The following is a 17,846-nucleotide window of genomic DNA, read 5'->3' as shown; positions in this document are numbered from 1 at the left end:
AAATCGCGCGGTTTTGAGAGCGCTTACGATAACGATTACGAGCACGATTACGAGCACGAATAGAAATTGGGTTGTGGGTGATACCCTCGTCGGTTTCTTTGTCCGCAACTTCTGTGCATGGCACACAGAAGTTGCGGACAAAGAAATCATATCCTTAGATTGAGGCATTGCGGCTGAGCCGCGTTAGGATGACGCAAGAAATGGCGACAATGAATCGGCGCCATTTCTTTGCCGTGTCATGCAAACCCTGCGACAACGGTATCCACCGCGCGAAGGCGCTGTGCGTCGAGCGGGGCAGGCGTTGACGATTGTTCAAGTTCGCGCATGCGTTCGCGCGCCAGAGCGGGGGTGTCTTTGGACCCGGCGGCTTCCCACATCGCGCGGGGACACCGAACCGACACGCGCGGCGTCAAGTGCTCGTCGGAATGCAGCCATTCGAGGGTGTGCGGCGCGGTCAGATAGGCGGGATTGCGCGGGCCAAGTTCGACAATCGTTTCTTTGGCGATGGTTTCATCGTCCACCTGAATGCCGCGGGCGATGCGCCGCGCCAAGGCGGACATTTCGGCGTCCATGATCAGTTGTTCATGGCTGCACGTCATGCCGGTCGCGAACATGCCGCAATTCACGATCAGGTCGTTGCCCGACGCGATGGCGCAGAACTGGCTCAGGGCCTTTTCCCATGCGTTTTGTTCGTCGTGGGCGTGATTGTCCGAATTCGGCGCGGTCGTATGCGACGGCACGCGGTAGCGCCGCGCCATCTGCGCGCCCGCCACGCGGCAGACGGTGGTCTCCGCGGACCCGACCAGCGCATAGCCGTTGCGCATGTCGGTCGTGGTCCACGAATTCGCGTACATGATGGGCGCGCCGGGCCGGATCAATTGTGTCATGACCATACCCGACAGCCATTCGGCGTTGTTCATCGCAATCAAACCCGCCAGTGTGTACGGGCACGACACGCCCGCGTTGGGTTCGGGCAGGATCGCCAGGGGCACGCCGAAGCGCACCGTGTCCTCGAGCGCATCGCACACGCTGCCCTCCCAGAACAGGGGACTGGTCGGCGAGAGCTGGGCGATTCCGTAGGCCTGCGCATGGAGATCCTTGGCGAATGCGGCATCCAGCATTTCCATGACGGCGCGATTGATCTCCGGGCGATCCGTCGAGAAGAATATCGGTTTACAGCTGTTGGCGATGCACGCCCGCACGCCGTACAACAGCGTGGCGCTCGGATTGGGCGCGTCCTGCGGCATGACGGGAATCCCGATGATGTCAATGTCGTCCAGCGCTTCGCACAGCCTCGCGAATTGTTCGACGTCGGCCACTGTCGAGGGACGTGTCACGCCCGTTTCGGAATCCACCCAGAAGACGGCGTTATGTCCCGCGGCGATGCGCGGCTTGCTTCCGCCCAGCGCGAACAGGCGGTTGCCCTCGCGATCGAACACGTCGAATCGGGGTGGCGCGGAGTCAAGGCAATCTTCGATGCAGCCGCGCGGAATCCGCGCCACGCCCGTCGCTTCGTCCACGGGCAATCCGTGTTCGGCCAGGAAGGTGCGCATGCGGCCGCTTCCCACTTTTACGCCGGCCTGTTCGAGGATATCGAGCGAAGCCTCGTGAATCATTTCAATTTCGTCCGGAGAAAGCACGTGCAATGCCGCCAGTTCCATTTTCCCTCTCCTAACGCGGCTCAGCCGCAATGCCTCAATCAAGGATATGATTTCTTTGTCCGCAACTTCTGTGCATGGCACACGGAAGTTGCGGACAAAGAAACTATTTGCTTGGATTCCAGAGTATGCCGTATCGGTTCTTTCGACTGCATCTTGCACGGATCCTTGCGGTTTGCCTGCCGGTCAAACGCGAACGGATCAGCGATCCGTTGAACCCGTGGCGAATTGGGTGGCGGCTCCGGTCGCGGCGAGCGCGAGCCATGCCGTGAGCAACATCAGCATGGCGCGCGGCGTCCAGGAAAAGTTTTGGCCGGCGGCTAAGACGCTGAACGTGCCGTAACAGACGAGCCATGCACCCACGGCGGCGGTTGCAAGGATCGTGACGCCCCGCTCGAACACCAGCGCGGCCAATCCGCCAAACACGGAAGCGGCGACGATGGCGGAAGGAATCCAGTCGTCGGGGCGACCGGCGAGCGCCATGTGCGCGGCGACGGCGCATCCCAGGGCGCCAACGCAAAACAAGCCCGCTTTATAAAGGAAAAAGAGGGCCATGGCGCCGGCGATTCCCCCGATGCAACCCGAAATGGCCATGGAAATAATCTGTCCTTCAGTAATGAATCCCGCCAGAATGGCCGCCATTCCGCCCGCGAGCAGGAATCCCGTCATGCCGATGGTGACTCGCACGAAACGATAGCCCAGGAAGCAGTACAGGGCGCCTAGGATCAATGCGCCGGCAAAGAAGGCGCGAATGTGTTCGGGCGATAATTCCGAAAAGCGCAGACGGGTTATTTCGGATATAACGGGCATGCGGCTTCTATGGATTTGAAGCGGCGTTGCGCGCGGCGACGATATCCGCGATGCGATCCGGCTTTCGGTAGACCATCCCGTGAAACAACGCGACGACCGTGCCCGTCTCGTCCGTGACCCGGACATCGTATGCCCCAAGGCGGGCCGAACACGATTGTTCGCGCGCTTCGGCATACAGCACGCCGCCCTTGGCTATGCCCACGTAGGAAATGTCGGCATGAATCGCCACCGCCGCCGTTCCGTGGGAGTTGCCGGCCACGGCAAACGCAAAATCCGCCAGCCCGAAAATTGCGCCGCCGTGGACCATCCGCAGTCCGTTTCGGTGCTTCCGATCCAGTTTCATTCGCGCCCGCGCATACCCGTCTTCGAATTCGAGCAAATCTATTCCCAATTCGGCCGCGTAGTAATCTTCCTTGAAATACTCGCGTAATATTGATTCGTCGGCATTCATGGCCTGCTTGTCCTCCAAACCGCTCACACGCTATCAGAGCTTGCCGGTTTTACGCAAACCGGCGGCAACGGGGCCGTTTTCATCACATTGGCTTTTGTATGCCGCCCGTGATGATCCAAATAAAAAGGGGCAATGGGTTTGCTTGATATGCTAGCCAGATAGCAGGGTAGTTTTTTTGACAGTTATGCTGCTATCTTTCTATGGAAAGGCGCCATTGGGCAAAATTCGGCTTTTTCGGTGGGTGTTGAAGATGCACAAAATGCAATTTTTCGGGTTAAGTTTTTATATCTTCTTTTCTGTCAATGGGTTACAAGCCTTATTTTTTCAAAAAAAAACACTTGCGTGTTTTACAATGATGTGCTAAAGTAGAAAGTGACGGTAGTGGAAGTTTTCTCAGAGAGAAAGGCTTGGGGTATGGATTGTGGGCTGTGGCTTCACAAGGCAGACGTAATTTTCCCGCCTGCCGCGGGTAGGCATGGCGCCAATTATTTCAACACGGAATCAAGAGGAGGATTTGAGGCATGTCATCGGAAAAGATAACCAAACACAGAGCAGTAAGCGCCCTTTGGGCGTGCTTGGCGGCTGTTGTGTTGTCGGTGCTGTGGGCGGCGCCGGGTCTTGCGGCCACATCGCCCTCGGACTACGACAGCAGCGGTGCGCTGGGTGATGTCACCGTATCATCGGGTATTATGACTATTGATACAGACACGCCCGTCATTCTGGTGGGGGCGACCCCCTACGCAGGCACAGTCACGGCGAATGGAATCGCCAAGTTCGAATTTAAGAACTTGACGGTGCATTCCGGCGTGACGGTTGTCGCGACAGGTTCGCGTCCGGCATCAATCTGCGCGAGCGGAAATCTGGTGTGGGCGGCGGACATTGACGCGTCGGCTGCCTCGGCTGTTACGACCAATCGCTGGGGCGGTGGCGCCGGCGGTGCGGGCGGCGCGGGCGGCAGCGGTGGCAAAGGCGGCAACGGCGGCGCAGGCGGCGCGGGCGGCAGCGGCGGCTTGGGCGGCCTTGGCGGCGCCAATGGCAACGGCGCCAATGGCGCGGCCGGCGCTGTGGGCACGGCCGGTTCGGCTGGCCAACCCGGTAGCGATGGCGTCAGCGGAACGGCCGGTAGCACCGGATCGCTCGGTTTTGGCGGCGATGGCACGGCGGGTGTCGGCGGCGCGGTGGGTATCCGCGGCACCGGCGGCGCAATCGCCGGTTCGGGAGGGACAGCCGGTCCCGCGACAGCAGCGCCGTCCAATGGTGGTTTGGCCGGTGGATTGACCGGACAGCCGGGTACGGCCGGCATCGCGGGCAATAATGGTGGAAATGCCAATACGACACCCCCTGCGGCAGGTAGTATTGGACAAAATGGCGGCAATGGTTCGAATGCCACATTTGCGAATTTGGCAACCGCTGTGAACTCCCTTGATCTGCTGGCTGGCAACGGCGGCGGCGGCGGCGGCGGCGGCGGTGGCGGCGGCGGCGGTGCAGGCGGTGGCGGCGGCGGCGACGGCGGTTCTTGCGTACGCGACCGGCGGCGGTGGTGGTGGCGGCGGCGGCGGCGCAGGCGGCGGCGGCGGCGGCGCAGGTTCGGCGGCCGGCGGCGGCGCTTCCGGCGCAAGCGGCAAGCTAGCGGGTGTTGTCGGCGGTGCGGCAAATGCCGAAGCCACCAGCCCGACAGCCGGAACTGCGCCAGTTGCGAACGGCGGCGTGGGCGGTAATGGCAATTTCCTGACGACCGGCTGGCCGGCGGCTGGAACGGCCGGCGCGGCCGGCGGCGGCGGTTCGGGCGGCAGCGGCGGCACGGGCGGTAATGGCGGCAATGGCGCGGCTGGCGGCACAGGTGCTTCCGGTGGTGGCGCGTTTATTCTTGCCGCGAAAGGCTTGTTGGACATCATTGGCGCCTGTGAGTTCAACGTGTCCGCAGCGCTTCCGACGAGCGGTGGCAACGGCGGTCTGGCCGACGCTTCCGCGGCTCCGGGCGCGGGCAGTGTGCCAGGCGCGCTCGGCGGCGCGGGCGGCGCCAGCGCCAGCGGCGGAGGCGTGACCTCCGGCGCGGGCGGCAGCAATGCGGCGGTCCGCGGCGGCAGCGGCGGTACGGGTGGCAGCGGCGCCTTGGGTGCGAACGGCGGCGCGGGCGGCAATGCCGGTTACGGCACGCCCGGCATGGTCAAACTGCAAGGCTCGGTGGTGCGGCTGGTGAACGCGACCATCACGGCGGATAATGTGTCCGGCGTGGGCGCCAATGTCAATGGCGGCGCAACCGTCATTTCGAACATGGCCTCGCCTCCGGCTCCACAAAAAACAGTGCTGACCACCGTGTTGGGCACTGCGGTCAACGATGCGGTTCTTACGCGCAATACCAATGTGCCGTACCAGGCCACGGGTACCCGGTATCCGTTGATTCCGGATATTGCGGGTGGCCCGTATACCTATGGCTGGTATGGACCGGCCAATTATTGGAATAAGAGCGCGGTGGATGCCGCGATTCCGTCCGGATTTGGTTCAGCCACGTTGACGGGTGTGTTTGCAGGTTATGAACAACTTGTCGTGAAGAACGGCACAGGCGCCGTGGTTTCCGACGTGCGTGTTAAAGTGGGCGCAAACGATCCGATCAGCATTCAGGCGAGTCCGGCTGACGGCGGCCATGCCACGCCCGATCTGGCCCCGGGCGAAGTCTGGAGTGTGGTGTTGGAGTCCGGTTCATCGGCCATTGCAGGCATTCCGCCGACCATTACGACGGATCCCACGAGCCAGACAGTGGACAACGACGCCGACGTCACGCTTTCGGCGGCGGCCACCGGTTCGGCCACGCTCAGTTACCAGTGGCGCAAGGATGGCCTTGATATTACGGATGCCACCAATGCGACCCTTGTTTTGAACAATGTCACGGATGCCGATCAAGGCTCCTATGATTGTGTGATCACGAACCAGTTCCTCAAGGCGGCCGAAGCGAAACCCGTCACAGCGGCGGCGACGTTGCGTGTGCGGCCGATCATTACCGATGTGGCTGTGGAGTCGGGCTTGACGGTCCTCGTGACCTTCAGCCAGGCCATGGGCACGGGTGTGACGGACGCCGGCAATTACGCGATCACGGGTTCGTCCGGCCAAGGCACCTTGGCGAATGCGCCGGACGCCGTCGAGTTGGTCTCGGGCAACCAGTATCGCTTGACGTGGGCAGCCGGCGAGATGCGTAACGGGTTCGATATCACGGTTACCGCCACAGGCATGGAAGATGCGGAAGGCGATGCCGTGGCTCCGGCCGGAACATCCGGCACGCATGTCGGCGGCGCCATCGGCGTGAACCCGACCGTGACGGTCGAGCAGGCGGCTGGCCAAGCTGATCCGGCGGACGACGTGATCGTCCACTTCACGGCCACGTTCAGTGAAGCCGTCACCGGGTTTGATGAGACCGACGTGACCCTTGGCGGCACCTCGGGCGGTGTCAAGACGGTTGCGGTCACCGGCGGTCCGGTGGAGTTCGACATCGCGGTGCAGGGTATGACCGAAGGCACGTTGATTTGCAGCGTGGCGGCCGATGTCTGCACGGACTTGGCGGGTAATCCCAACGAGGCCTCGACAAGCGTTGACAATACCATCCTTTATGACGCCAACCTGCCGAGCGTGGTGAGTGTCAACGTGGTAACATGGCGTTCGGTGGATGTCACCTTCGACGAGGCCGTGTACGATGGCGCGACGGATCCGGCCAATTACGCCATTTCGGGCAGCGGAAATAACTCGCTGGCGACGAATCCTGATAGCGTCGTGAACGTCGGCGGCAATACATACCGGTTGACGTGGACGGACGGCGAGATGTTCGATGGCCTTGACATCACGATTACCGTGACCAATGTGTTCGACGCCATTGGGCGCCCGATGGGTTCACAGAACTTTGGCACGCATGTCGGCGGCGGCATCGCTCCGGTTCATATCACGGGCGATCCGGTCTCGCTGACAGTCAATTGGCACCAGGCTGTTCCGGCCCAGTTCACCGTCTCGGCGACGGGCACCGCGCCGCTGGTGTACCAGTGGCGGAAAGACGGTCTCGACATGGCCGACGGCGGCAACATCAGCGGCGCCAGCACGGCCGCGCTCGATATCGCCAGTCCGGAAAACTCGGACGAAGCCGTCTATCTGTGCGCGGTCAACAACGTCGTGGGCAATGAGGTCACGTCGAACACGGCGACGCTTACGGTGAACGATCCGTACATTGCGACCCATCCGGTTTCGCAATCCGTGCTGCCGCACACGAACGTGAACTTCAGCGTGGAGGCATACGGCAGCGGCGTGCTCGATTACCGCTGGAGCAAGGACGGAACGCCGCTCGACGACGGCGGCAACATCAGCGGCGCCTCGACGGCATCGCTCGATCTGACCGATGTGAGCGCGGCCGACAACGGCGCTTACGTATGCACCGTCACGGGCGCGGATCCGGAACCGGTGGTCTCCAATGCGGCGACGCTTTCGGTGACGGATCCTGCAATCCTGACGCAGCCGGCGTCCATCACGGTTGATCCGGATCAACCCGCGTCGTTTACGGTGGTGCTGGTGACGGGCAGCACGCTTCCCGTTGATTACCAGTGGCTGAAGGACGGTTCGCCGCTTGCCAATACGGGCACGCTGGAGGCGGGCAACTATACGGCCACGCTGACCATCCCGGCGGCTCAACAGGCCGATGAGGGATTGTACAGCTGCCAGCTGGCCGGCGTGGACACGATCGTGTCCGACGCGGCGGAGTTGACGGTCAACGATCCTCCGGACATTGACTCGGTTGTCGTTACGCCGACAGGCGGTGTCGTGGCGATTGGCGCACCGGCCCAGTTCGAAGTCATCATGAAGCCTCACGATGACTACACCCCGTTCAGCTACCAGTGGAAACTTAACGGTGTGGATCTGGCCGATGGACCGGGTATCTCCGGCGCCAATGCGGCGGTGCTCCAGATAGCCGCGGCTCAAATTCCCGATGAAGGCGCATACACCTGTACGGTCACCAACAGCGCCGGTGAGGATACCAGCGATCCGGTGAACCTGTGGGTGGGAGGCGCTCCGCTGTCCATAGACAACGTGTTGCCGAACCTCAAACGGTATCTCGGCGAATGGGCGCAGTTCACCGTTTCCGTGTCGGGCGGACGTCCGCCGATCACGTACGAGTGGTGGTTTGTCGAAGAGCTGGCCAAGGCCAATACGACGCCGATTCAGGTCAACACCGAATCGTTGCCCGTCTACAACACCATGGCGCTCTTCGCGAACGAGGGCTTCTACACGGCACGGGTCATTGACGACCGCATCGCGCTGCAGTCGAACACGGCCTATCTGGACGTTGAGGACTTCCTGAGAATTCAGACGCATCCGCAGGGCGCGTCGAAGCTCACGAATCAGACTCACACGTTCAACGTGACCACGTCGGGCGGCTTCCTGCCGTTGTCGTATTCGTGGTACAAGATAGGGAATCCGGCGGTGCTGGGCACGACCCCGTCGTACACAATCCCGTCGTTGACCGTGTCGGATGCGGGTGCATACTTTGTGCAGATTTCCGACTCGAACACCAACGTGGTGGTCTCGAATTCGGCTGTGCTCGAAGTGGCGCCCGGAACGCCGGTGGCCGGTCTGATTGGACTGGGCCTGCTGGGCGGCATGGTCCTGTGCGGCGGCGCGTTCGTGGTGCGTCGGCGCAAGTAGTACTCCGGGCTTGACCCGGCCTAACGCATGATTGCGGGCCACCGATGGCGGCATCGGTGGCCCGCTTTGTATCCAAAGAGGCGGTGCGAATTCGCAAACAGAGTGTTTTCGTGCGGGATCGGAACGATGACAGAGATAGACCTGATACAAAGTCTGCTGAAAGAAGCGTCGGTTTATGTGCGCGAGCAATATGCGCGCAGGGATCGCGTCGGCGTGCAATCCAAGGGCAATCCCAACGACCTGCTGACGGAAGCGGATCTTGGCGTTCAGGATCTGATTGTGGAAGGCATCCGGAATTGTTTTCCCGGCGATGCGATTGCTGCGGAAGAGCGTGATTTCGCGCACGCGCCGGCGGATCGCGATGCGCGCTGCTGGGTTATCGATCCGATAGACGGCACGCAAAATTTCGTTCGCGGTTTTTTCCCGATGTTCGGGATTTCGATTGCATTTGTCCGTGGCGGCATGGCCGTTGCCGCCGGCGTGGCGCTTCCGATATCCGGCGGCTGCTTTCTGGCCGAGCGCGGCGCGGGATCGTTCCGAGACGAATGCCGGCTGCGGGTTTCGGATGTTGCCTCGGCGTCCGTGGCGCGGGTGGAAGTGGATTTTTCAGGACCGCCCGAGCGCGCCGAAACCCTGCGCAGGGCATCGCGCATCATTTGCGGCGCCGGCCAGATCCGGTGCGCCTGCGCGACGGTTGTGTCGCTTTGCCAGATAGCGGCCGGCGAGATGGACGGATTTGTTCACGTCGCCTTGCACCCGTGGGACTATGCAGCGGCGCAGTTGATTGTCGAGGAGGCCGGCGGACGCGCGACAAGGCTGGACGGCCGTCCGCTGGGCGTATTCGATGGCGGCAAGGGGGCCCTGCTCAGCAACGGGCACATTCACCCGGAACTGCTATCGCTGGTGGATTGTCCTTGACCAAACCGTTGCCGTAGTCGTTCAAGCACAATCGGCGGAACCGCATGCGAAACGTCCCCGCCGAGCCGGGCCACTTCCTTCACGACCCGCGAACTCAGAAACAGATACGGCTCGCTGGGCATGAGGCAAACTGTGTCCACCTCCGGATTAAGTTTTTGATTGGTTACGGCCATTCCGTGTTCGTATTCGAAATCGGAAATGGCGCGCAATCCCCGGACAATGGCCACTGCGGCGCGTTTGCGCGCAAATTCGGCGGTCAGTCCGGTAAAGGAGTCTATTTCGACGGTGGGCATGTCCCGTGTAATTGCCTGGAGCATCTCGATTCGTTCGGCCACGGTGAACAGGCACTGTTTTTCATTGTTGGTGGCCACGGCCACCACGAGCCGGGGGAAAATTCGGGCGGCGCGATAAATCAGATCCAAATGGCCGAAGGTCGGCGGATCGAAACTTCCCGGATACACAGCCAGGCGGTTAGGCATTCCCAAAATCTCCCTTGATGGCGGCGGCATGCGCCAGTTCATATACGGCCAGCACGCTGACCCCGTTGGCTTCCGCCAGACGGCGGCAATCCTCGTATTCCGGCGAAAGCGACGTGATCGTTTTACCGTGGCGCCCTATCTTGACCTGTACCGTACCCCAAGGGGTTCGGACAAGCCGGAATTCGCGCTCAAGGCATATCCGCCTTTCTTGGCGAATGCGGACGCCGAAAGTCGTCGAGGCATAGAAAATCGCCGGAACGACCTCCGGCACTTTTTCCTCGTCGCACAGGATCGTCACCAGATAGGCGGGCCGGCCTTTTTTGCCGAGAATCGGCGTGAGGAACGCGTCACGCGCGCCCTTTTCCAGCACGTTGGCGACGAGCGGCGGCAGCAATTCCGGCGTCATGTCGTCAATGTTGGCCTCGATGACCGTGATGTATTCCGCATCCGGCCATTCCGCCTTCGGCGCGTCGCTCGATTCACCGACCAGCACGCGCAACACGTTGGCGCGCCCGGGCATATCCCGCGAACCGGCGCCGTACCCCGACGAAACAATGCGCATGGCCGGCACGGGGCCGTACAGATGCGCGAATTGCGTGATCAGCGCGGCGCCCGTCGGCGTGACCAGTTCACCGGGGACCTCGCTGCCGTAACACGGCACGCCGCGCAGAAGCGCGGCGGTCGCCGGGGCCGGCACGGGCAAAGAGCCGTGCGCCATTTCGACAGTACCCGATCCCAGATTGAGCGGCGACGCGACCACGCGTTCGACGGCCAGGGCGTGCATGGCCCAATGCGCCCCCACAATGTCCGCGATGGAATCAATTGCGCCCACCTCGTGAAAATGGATTTTTTCGACCGTCGTTCCGTGAATGTCCGCCTCGCATCGGGCGATGCGTTCGAACGTTTCGATGCTGCCCCGCTTCACGGGGTCGGGCAACGCACTGTCCCCAATGATGGCGGCGATATCCGCAAGATGCCGGTGCGCGTGTTCGTGCGGAACATGAACGCGGAATTGCGTCGCCATGATGCCGTGTTTCTTGACACGATCCGCCGACACGGAAAGCCCCGGCGCCTTCAGCGATTCGAGCGCGATCCGAAGCGACGCCATATCCACGCCCGCGTCGAGCAACGCGCCCACGATCATGTCGCCGCTTGCGCCGCACGCGCAGTCAAAATAGAGGATCTTCATTTGTTCTTTCCCGGAGCGCGGCCGGCCAGCATGCGCCCGATAATCGCCGCATAGGCGCCCGCCCCGAAACCGTTGTCAATATTCACGACCGCAACGCCGGACGCGCACGAGTTCAGCATGCCGAGCAGCGCGGCGATGCCGCCGAAACTCGCGCCATAGCCGACGCTGGTCGGCACGGCGATGACAGGTTTGTCCACCAGTCCGCCGACGACGCTGGCCAGGGCGCCCTCCATTCCGGCGCAAACAATGACGGCGTAGGCTTCTTCCAACACCACGCGCCGGTCCAGCAGGCGGTGAATGCCGGCGACGCCGACGTCGTACACGCGCTGGACCGTTGCGCCCATCGCGCCGCAGGTGACTGCGGCTTCTTCGGCCACGGGAATATCGCTTGTGCCCGCGCACACCACGGCGGCATACCCCGGCAAGGGATTGGGAGGCTTTACGGTCAGCGTGAGCGCCCGCGCGGCCTCGTGATGCACCGCGCCGGGATAGGCCGCACACACCGCCGCCACGACCGCATCGGAACATCGCGTCGCCAGCACGTTGCTGCCGTGTGCGTGCATGCGCCCGACAATTTCGACGACCTGTTCCGGCGTCTTGCCTGCGCTGAAAATGACCTCCGGAAAACCCTTGCGCAGCGTGCGATGATGGTCAATCTTCGCGAAGCCCAGATCCTCGAAAGGAAGCGCGCGCAAACGCGCCAGCGCATCGTCCGGCGAGATTTCGCCCGATGCCACCGTTTCGAGGAGCGCTTTCAGCCTTGCGGGATCCATGTACTTTCCCATTTATTCCAAACGCACGCGTATGATACGCAAACGGTTCCCCAATTGAAAGTCGGGTCGCATCCCATGCAATAAGCCGTGTCTGTCTTGGTTTGCGTCAACACCGAGCATTTTATGTATGTCAATCCCGAATTCCGCGGCACAACGGTCCGGTGGGACGACATCCCGCGCGGCCCTATTCTTCGGACTCGATTTGTGTCCAGAACGTGAGGCCGGTCAAGTCTCGTTTCTGTTCGAAGAGGCTCGATAGAAGATAGGCCACCACAAAAGTCAGGAGATGCCCGGCCAATCCCACGTAATAGATGTGAACCGGCTTGAGCAACCACAGGGCGGCCGTCCGGGAACATCCAAGCAGGCTCATGAACTGTTCGGGCGTGACTTTCATGAACTCGATGACGGCCATGTATATCGAGAACACGAGCGTGGCGCCGATGCCGACCGCGACGGAGCGGCCCGTGCCGCGTGTGGTCAGAAATCCGAGGACATAGACGCCGAGAATCCCGCCGCCCAGTACGGATCCGAGCCGGGCGCCGAAATCCTGAAGCGTCAAATCGCTGGCGCGGTAGAACAACACGGCGCCGCCCATCATCAAAAGACAGGCGATGGCCGAAGTGATCCGCGCGACAAGGACATAGTGTCGTTCGCCGGCCTTCTTGACCAGATGGCGCCGGTAGATGTCCGTGATGAACACCGCCGAGATGCCGCTGATGCTCGCGGAAGAGGCCGACATCGCGGCGGCGAGAATACCGGTGATCACGATGCCCGCCAGACCGGCCGGAAGCATCTTGATGCAAAAGAAGGGGAGAATGGACTCGGGCTTGGCGCCATGGGCGCCGGAGAGAATGGCCGCCGCCGTCGGATCGGGATGCTGCTTGAAAAAGACGTACAGCGAGGTGCCCATGAGCATGAAGAAGGCCCATGTGGGCACGCTGCACGCACAGCAGATCCAGATGGCCTTGAAGGCTTCTTTCGGATTTTTGGCGGAAACGTATTTCTGAACCACGTTCTGGTTGCCGCTGTATTCGAAAACCCATCCGGCCAATCCGCCGATCAGCATCATGAGGATGGATTTATCCCAGATGGAGAACCATTTCGCGGGTTCGAGCTTGCCGGTGGCGATGTTGAGGTCGCCGAGCATGAACTTGCCGTCGGCCCAGCCGGTTGTGAACACGGCGCCGAGCCCGCCGTCTATGCCGCGAATAAGCGTCGCGAAACAGAGAATGGCGCCAAACCACAACAGGAATGCCTGAAGAAACTGCGCCCAGACAATCGCGCTGACACCGCCCAGCACCGAGTAAATCGCGATGACGCCGCCGCCCATCAGGATGCAGGCGTACGGCGATGCGCCCGTCATCTGCTGGAACACCAGCGACACGAGATAAAGGATGGTGGCTATCCGCATGACCTGTCCGATCACGAACGTCACGGACACATAGGTGCGCACCCCGTTGCCGAACCGGCCCTCGAGATACTCGTACGCGGACGTACATTTGTTGCGCCGATAGAACGGCAGGAAGAATTTCGAGCCGATGAGAATGCCGAACGGGAGCATGAGCGTGGGCAACCAGCGCAGATAGGCGGCCTTGTACGCGTCGCCCGGAAAGGCCACGACGGTGATCGAACTGATGGACGTGGCAAACATGGCCAGACCCAACAGCCACGCGGGAAACTGGCGGTTCCCGACGAAGAAACTCTCGGTGGACTTGTTGCGCCGGGCGAACAGCGGACCAATCGAAGCGACTGCGACAAAGTAGGCGATCAGGATTATCCAGTCAATCGTGCTGAATGGGGTTTGCATGAATGCCGTCTTTCTTTCGTTGGCCTTGAACGATGCCCTTCAGCCGATGCCTGCCGCCGGGCAAGCCGGACGGCCGGACCAATAATGAAGATGGGTCTCCCCAAGGTCGAACCATGCCGAATACTACTCCGCCACTCCCCCGGATTTCCATAGTCTGAATCGGGATTGCCTGTTCCGGGATGGAGCCGTCTACTTGATCGCGCCGGCCATGAGTCCCTTGATGAATCGCCGCTGCATGGCGAGATAAAGGATTGTTACCGGCATCGAGAGCACGACGACGCCCGCGAAGATGTAGTTCCAGTTCTTGACGTACTTGTCGGACAGGAATCGCCAGAGCTGGACGAATACCAGCTGCCCCTTGTTTGTGCCCATGATGATGAACGCCTGCATGAAATCGTTCCAGATCCAGAGTCCCCAGAAAATGACGACGGTGATCGTGCAGGGCGCGAGCAAGGGGAAGATGATCCGCCAGAACGTTGCAATCGGCCCGCAACCGTCAATGGAGGCGGATTCCTCCAATTCCTTCGGTATGGTCGCCATGAATCCGCTGTAAATGAAGATGCACAGCGGCAGGCCCCACGAAACGTAATGGACGAGCAGCGCCAAGTAGGTGAACTGGATGCCGAGCAGCCGGAACTGCTGGAGCAGCGGCACCATGATGATCTGAAAGGGAATCGTCAGGCCCGCGAGGAAAAACACGCGCAGGAACTTGCCGGTCCGCATATCGCGCCGCATGATCGAATACGCGGCCATCGGCGCGGTCGTGACCAGCGCCAGGATCACCGCGATGCACATGAGCAGGCTGTTGAGCATCGGCTGGGCGAGTTTCACGCCCGTGAACAGGTACGCGTAGTTGTCCCACGCAAGGGCGCTTGGCAGGGCGAGCGGCGACAGCGTGATTTCGCGCAGCGTCTTGAACGAATTCAACAGCGCGATGAAACACGGCGACACGAAAAGCAGGCCGAGCGCAAGCATGACGATCTCAAAGACGGGGACGCGGAGGCGCTTGCGTGTCATAACGCCACCTGCCTGCGCCGCAAGATCGCCACCTGGACCGCCGCAATCGCCACCAGCGCCGCGAAGGTGATGAACGAAATCGCGGCGGCGTAGCCTTGCCGGTTGCTGAGCACGCCGAGATGGTAGATGTAATAGCCGATGGAAAACGTCCGCCAGCCGGGGCCGCCCTGCGTCGTGACGACGATTTGCGGAAAGAGATTGATGCCCGTAATCAGCGCCAGCACGCTGTTCGTCGTCAGCGTCGGCAATAGCATCGGGAACTGGATGCGCGTGAACACCGTGAACGCGCCCGCGCCGTCAATCCGCGCGGCCTCGTAGAGGTCCGCCGGAATGGTTTGCAGGTTCGCGAGGTAGACGGTCGTGAAGAACCCCGCGCCGTTCCACGCCACCAGCGCGAAGATGAAATACGCCACCCATCGCGGATCGCCCATCCAATCCTGCGCGAACCGCCCGAGACCCGCGCCCCGAAGCAGCGTGTTGATCACGCCCTCGTTGTAGTTCGCCAGATACTGGAACAAAAGCGCGCTGACGAGGATGCTCAGGATGTACGGATAAAAGAACAGTCCGCGAATCGCGCCCTTGAACACCCGAAGCCGGTCGAGCAGGATGGCCAGCAGCATCGTGCCGAACGAGAAAAAGAACACGATCAGCGCCGTCTCGAACAACGTGAACCGTATCGCGTCGAAAAACCGGCTGTCCGTGAAGGCCTCGCGGAAATTCGCCAGCCCGATGAATCGAGGCGTTCGATTCCAGCCCGTCCAGTCCGTCAGGCTGTATGCAAAGCCCAGTATCGCCGGCGTTACGATGAACCCGGCATACAGGAACACCGCCGGTCCGCACAAAACCAGCGACGCCAGACTTTCGTGAATCACTTTCCGCGCGCGACGCGTCACATAATTTCCCATTTCGGCGACATTGGCAACCAGATTATGTACGCTTTTTCCAATAATCCGGCTTGCGGTGCAAATGCATTACCGCAAGGCTGTTAATTCTGTTCGGTTCGACGCTGTAAAGGATCCCGTATGGAAACGATTGACGAGGCAACGCCGTATTTGATCTTCCAAATGTGGCCACGCTTCCGGGAAGGCCAAAATATTCCGCACGCAAGCATACACTTCTTTTGAGAAGTCCGCCCCCAATCCAGTTTCACAGTCCTCATAGTATTCAATTGCTCCGGCGAGTTCCGCCTCTGCCTCTGGATGATCGCTCAAGACGTTCTTTGATCTTGTCGAATACGTCATCGCTAGAAACCGCCTTTACACGGCCTGTGCGCAGGCCGGCCAGGCGCCGCATGGCAGTCTCACACCACACATGGTCAATCTCCGGGGCGGGGGCATTCAACGTGCGCAAGAGCGAATCCGCCACGAACGCGCGCTCTTCGACAGGGAGGGCGGCCGCTTCTTCGATGATTTCCTTTGCGCCGTGCATGAGTATCTCCTTGAGTCCACCTATCATCGTAGCAAACCCCGTAAGTGTTGGCAATAATCCTTGATTCGGTCGTTTTGGCGGTACTGCTCCGTTATGTGTAGAATGGCTTGAAGCGCGCAAACAGAATGCGGTCGGTCGGGTTTGAAACGCCGATTTTCCTGGAGGGTTTGGGCGATGTCTCGAGTATCGCGCCGTGATTTCGTAAAGACGGCGGCGGCCGGGTTGGCGCTGGGCGGATGTTCGACAACGGGGGCCGGCGCGGACAGGGAGACACACAGGCCGCCGAATCTCGTGTTCGTTTTTCCGGACGAATTCCGACGGCAGGCAATCGGGTGCATGGGCGAGGATCCGGTCATTACGCCGAATCTGGACCGGTTCGCGTCGGAAGGGGTCGTGTTTACGCATGCCGTGAGCAACCGCCCCGTGTGCAGTCCGTACCGCGCATCGCTGCTGACGGGCAAATATCCCTTCTCGACCGGCATCACGACGAACTGCTACGACGAGACCGTGCCCTACAACGTGTTTCTTCGCGAATCGGAGCGGTGCATCTCGGACGTGCTGCACGATCGGGGCTATTGTTGCGGCTACATCGGCAAGTGGCACTTGGAAGCGCCGCGGGAGCCTCACCTGTATTCGCGCGGCAAGGGCGGCGTGTGGGACGAATACACGCCGCCGGGACCGCGCCGCCACGGCTTTGAATTCTGGCACTCGTACGGCTGCCACGACGATCATCTGCACCCGCATTATTGGATAGGCGACGCGCCGCGCGACAAGGAAACCACGTTCGACGAGTGGTCTCCCCGGCACGAAGCCTCGACGGCCATCGAGTTCATCCGCAACCGGGACGAGCGCCCGTTCGCGTTGTTCGTCTCGATGAACCCGCCCCACATGCCGTTTCACATGGTTCCGGATGAATACGTCGATCGGTACGGAGACAAGACCTGCGAGGATTTGCTCACGCGCCCCAACGTTGACCTGAACACGAAGCCCGGGCAAATCGCGAAGCGCTGGGCGAAACACTATTTCGCGGCGGTCACGGGCGTGGACGAACAGTTCGGGCGCATCCTGCAATGCCTGAAGGACGAGGGGTTGGAAAACGACACGATCGTCGTGTTTACCTCCGACCACGGCGAGATGATGGGCAGCCAGGGCCTGATGTACAAAAGCGTGTGGTACGAGGAATCGCTGGGCGTCCCGTTTCTGATCCGCTGGCCGGGGCGCATACGGCCCGGACGCGACGACCTGCTCCTGGGCGTGCCGGACGTGATGCCGACACTGCTGGGATTGATGGGACTCGGAAAAGAGATTCCCGCCGCGGTCGAAGGGACGAATTACGCGCCGCTGCTCTTGGGCATGGGCGGCAAGCGTCCGTCATCGGCGTTGTACCTGCTTCACGACCCGGCCATGCCCTACGCGGGCGCGCGCGGCATCCGCACAAATCGGTACACGTATGTAATCGAACGCCGGACGGATGGCGGGGAACGGTTCCTGTACGACAACGAAAAGGATCCGTATCAGAGGACCAACAAGGCGGGGAGCGATCCGGCCCTGGAAAAGGAACTTCAGGCGGAACTCGCCCGCTGGCTGGAACTCACGCGGGATCCATGGCGCAACACGCTCGCCTGATGAACCGGCGGATT

Annotated in this window: 14 protein-coding genes and 1 pseudogene; 4 read left to right on the top strand and 11 right to left on the bottom strand. The window is 61.3% G+C overall.

The genetic code is table 11. The features are described 5' to 3' along the window. Nucleotides 1-236: 236 nt before the first annotated feature. The 3 genes from P5540_10930 to P5540_10920 all read right to left on the bottom strand — a co-directional run bounded on the left by P5540_10930 (nt 237) and on the right by P5540_10920 (nt 2,919). Entirely contained in the window at nt 237-1,661 is a 1,425-nt protein-coding gene (locus P5540_10930; protein HRT65327.1) for a trimethylamine methyltransferase family protein, read from the bottom strand. 198 nt (nt 1,662-1,859) lie between these two features. Then, entirely contained in the window at nt 1,860-2,468 is a 609-nt protein-coding gene (locus P5540_10925; GenBank protein HRT65326.1) for a DUF4203 domain-containing protein, read from the bottom strand. A 7-nt stretch (nt 2,469-2,475) separates the two neighbouring features. Beyond that, nucleotides 2,476-2,919 (bottom strand): PaaI family thioesterase, encoded by a 444-nt coding sequence (locus P5540_10920; GenBank protein HRT65325.1) that lies wholly within the window; start codon nt 2,917-2,919, stop codon nt 2,476-2,478. A gap of 521 nt (nt 2,920-3,440) precedes the next feature. Here P5540_10920 and P5540_10915 point away from each other — a divergent pair. From P5540_10915 to P5540_10905, 3 genes are all read left to right on the top strand, one after another. Then, nucleotides 3,441-4,637: a hypothetical protein gene (locus P5540_10915; GenBank protein HRT65324.1), complete on the top strand. Its 1,197-nt coding sequence runs from the start codon at nt 3,441-3,443 to the stop codon at nt 4,635-4,637. A 556-nt stretch (nt 4,638-5,193) separates the two neighbouring features. Further along, the gene (locus tag P5540_10910) at nt 5,194-8,595 is read left to right on the top strand and encodes an immunoglobulin domain-containing protein (protein ID HRT65323.1); all 3,402 of its coding nucleotides are present in this window, start codon (nt 5,194-5,196) and stop codon (nt 8,593-8,595) included. 126 nt (nt 8,596-8,721) lie between these two features. Continuing rightward, on the top strand, nt 8,722-9,513 hold the full coding sequence (locus P5540_10905) for an inositol monophosphatase (GenBank protein HRT65322.1): 792 nt from the start codon (nt 8,722-8,724) through the stop codon (nt 9,511-9,513). Here P5540_10905 and coaD read toward each other — a convergent pair. The 8 genes and pseudogenes from coaD to P5540_10865 all read right to left on the bottom strand — a co-directional run bounded on the left by coaD (nt 9,477) and on the right by P5540_10865 (nt 16,206). Then, a complete protein-coding gene (gene coaD, locus P5540_10900) occupies nt 9,477-9,992 on the bottom strand; it encodes a pantetheine-phosphate adenylyltransferase (protein HRT65321.1) in 516 nt (171 codons plus the stop codon). The genes P5540_10905 and coaD overlap by 37 nt on opposite strands. Continuing rightward, nucleotides 9,985-11,181: a nickel pincer cofactor biosynthesis protein LarC gene (gene larC / locus P5540_10895; GenBank protein ID HRT65320.1), complete on the bottom strand. Its 1,197-nt coding sequence runs from the start codon at nt 11,179-11,181 to the stop codon at nt 9,985-9,987. Before larC ends, coaD begins: the two co-directional genes overlap by 8 nt. Continuing rightward, the gene (gene larB, locus P5540_10890) at nt 11,178-11,954 is read right to left on the bottom strand and encodes a nickel pincer cofactor biosynthesis protein LarB (GenBank protein ID HRT65319.1); all 777 of its coding nucleotides are present in this window, start codon (nt 11,952-11,954) and stop codon (nt 11,178-11,180) included. The genes larC and larB overlap by 4 nt, the downstream gene beginning before the upstream one ends. Nucleotides 11,955-12,138: 184 nt before the next feature. Beyond that, nucleotides 12,139-13,761 carry a sodium:solute symporter gene (locus P5540_10885; GenBank protein ID HRT65318.1) on the bottom strand — a complete coding sequence of 541 codons (1,623 nt, stop codon included), beginning with the start codon at nt 13,759-13,761 and terminating at the stop codon, nt 12,139-12,141. Between the two features lie 189 nt (nt 13,762-13,950). Further along, the gene (locus P5540_10880; GenBank protein ID HRT65317.1) at nt 13,951-14,778 is read right to left on the bottom strand and encodes a carbohydrate ABC transporter permease; all 828 of its coding nucleotides are present in this window, start codon (nt 14,776-14,778) and stop codon (nt 13,951-13,953) included. Then, entirely contained in the window at nt 14,775-15,671 is an 897-nt protein-coding gene (locus P5540_10875; GenBank protein ID HRT65316.1) for a sugar ABC transporter permease, read from the bottom strand. The genes P5540_10880 and P5540_10875 overlap by 4 nt, the downstream gene beginning before the upstream one ends. A gap of 34 nt (nt 15,672-15,705) precedes the next feature. Beyond that, a pseudogene (locus P5540_10870) lies at nt 15,706-16,019 on the bottom strand (type II toxin-antitoxin system RelE/ParE family toxin). Continuing rightward, complete coding sequence (locus P5540_10865; protein ID HRT65315.1) at nt 15,943-16,206, bottom strand: addiction module protein; 264 nt, start codon at nt 16,204-16,206, stop codon at nt 15,943-15,945. The pseudogene P5540_10870 and the gene P5540_10865 overlap by 77 nt, the downstream one beginning before the upstream one ends. Before the next feature lie 174 nt (nt 16,207-16,380). On the opposite strand from P5540_10865, the gene P5540_10860 reads away from it, so the two are divergent. Next, on the top strand, nt 16,381-17,832 hold the full coding sequence (locus tag P5540_10860; GenBank protein ID HRT65314.1) for a sulfatase-like hydrolase/transferase: 1,452 nt from the start codon (nt 16,381-16,383) through the stop codon (nt 17,830-17,832). Nucleotides 17,833-17,846 lie beyond the last annotated feature (14 nt).

It is taken from the genome of Candidatus Hydrogenedentota bacterium (assembly GCA_035450225.1).
GTDB lineage: Bacteria > Hydrogenedentota > Hydrogenedentia > Hydrogenedentales > SLHB01 > DSVR01.
The sequence above is the reverse complement of the archived record's forward strand: the minus strand, read 5'-3'. Positions and strand labels throughout refer to the sequence as shown.

Bases quoted from the DNA above. Each gene is read 5' to 3' on its own strand.
- P5540_10920 (HRT65325.1), bottom strand. From the start codon at position 2,919: ATGAATGCCGACGAATCAATATTACGCGAGTATTTCAAGGAAGATTAC.
- P5540_10915 (HRT65324.1), top strand. From the start codon at position 3,441: ATGTCATCGGAAAAGATAACCAAACACAGAGCAGTAAGCGCCCTTTGG.
- coaD (HRT65321.1), bottom strand. From the start codon at position 9,992: ATGCCTAACCGCCTGGCTGTGTATCCGGGAAGTTTCGATCCGCCGACC.
- P5540_10930 (HRT65327.1), bottom strand. From the start codon at position 1,661: ATGGAACTGGCGGCATTGCACGTGCTTTCTCCGGACGAAATTGAAATG.
- P5540_10925 (HRT65326.1), bottom strand. From the start codon at position 2,468: ATGCCCGTTATATCCGAAATAACCCGTCTGCGCTTTTCGGAATTATCG.
- larB (HRT65319.1), bottom strand. From the start codon at position 11,954: ATGGATCCCGCAAGGCTGAAAGCGCTCCTCGAAACGGTGGCATCGGGC.
- P5540_10865 (HRT65315.1), bottom strand. From the start codon at position 16,206: ATGCACGGCGCAAAGGAAATCATCGAAGAAGCGGCCGCCCTCCCTGTC.
- larC (HRT65320.1), bottom strand. From the start codon at position 11,181: ATGAAGATCCTCTATTTTGACTGCGCGTGCGGCGCAAGCGGCGACATG.
- P5540_10880 (HRT65317.1), bottom strand. From the start codon at position 14,778: ATGACACGCAAGCGCCTCCGCGTCCCCGTCTTTGAGATCGTCATGCTT.
- P5540_10910 (HRT65323.1), top strand. From the start codon at position 5,194: ATGGCCTCGCCTCCGGCTCCACAAAAAACAGTGCTGACCACCGTGTTG.
- P5540_10905 (HRT65322.1), top strand. From the start codon at position 8,722: ATGACAGAGATAGACCTGATACAAAGTCTGCTGAAAGAAGCGTCGGTT.
- P5540_10860 (HRT65314.1), top strand. From the start codon at position 16,381: ATGTCTCGAGTATCGCGCCGTGATTTCGTAAAGACGGCGGCGGCCGGG.
- P5540_10885 (HRT65318.1), bottom strand. From the start codon at position 13,761: ATGCAAACCCCATTCAGCACGATTGACTGGATAATCCTGATCGCCTAC.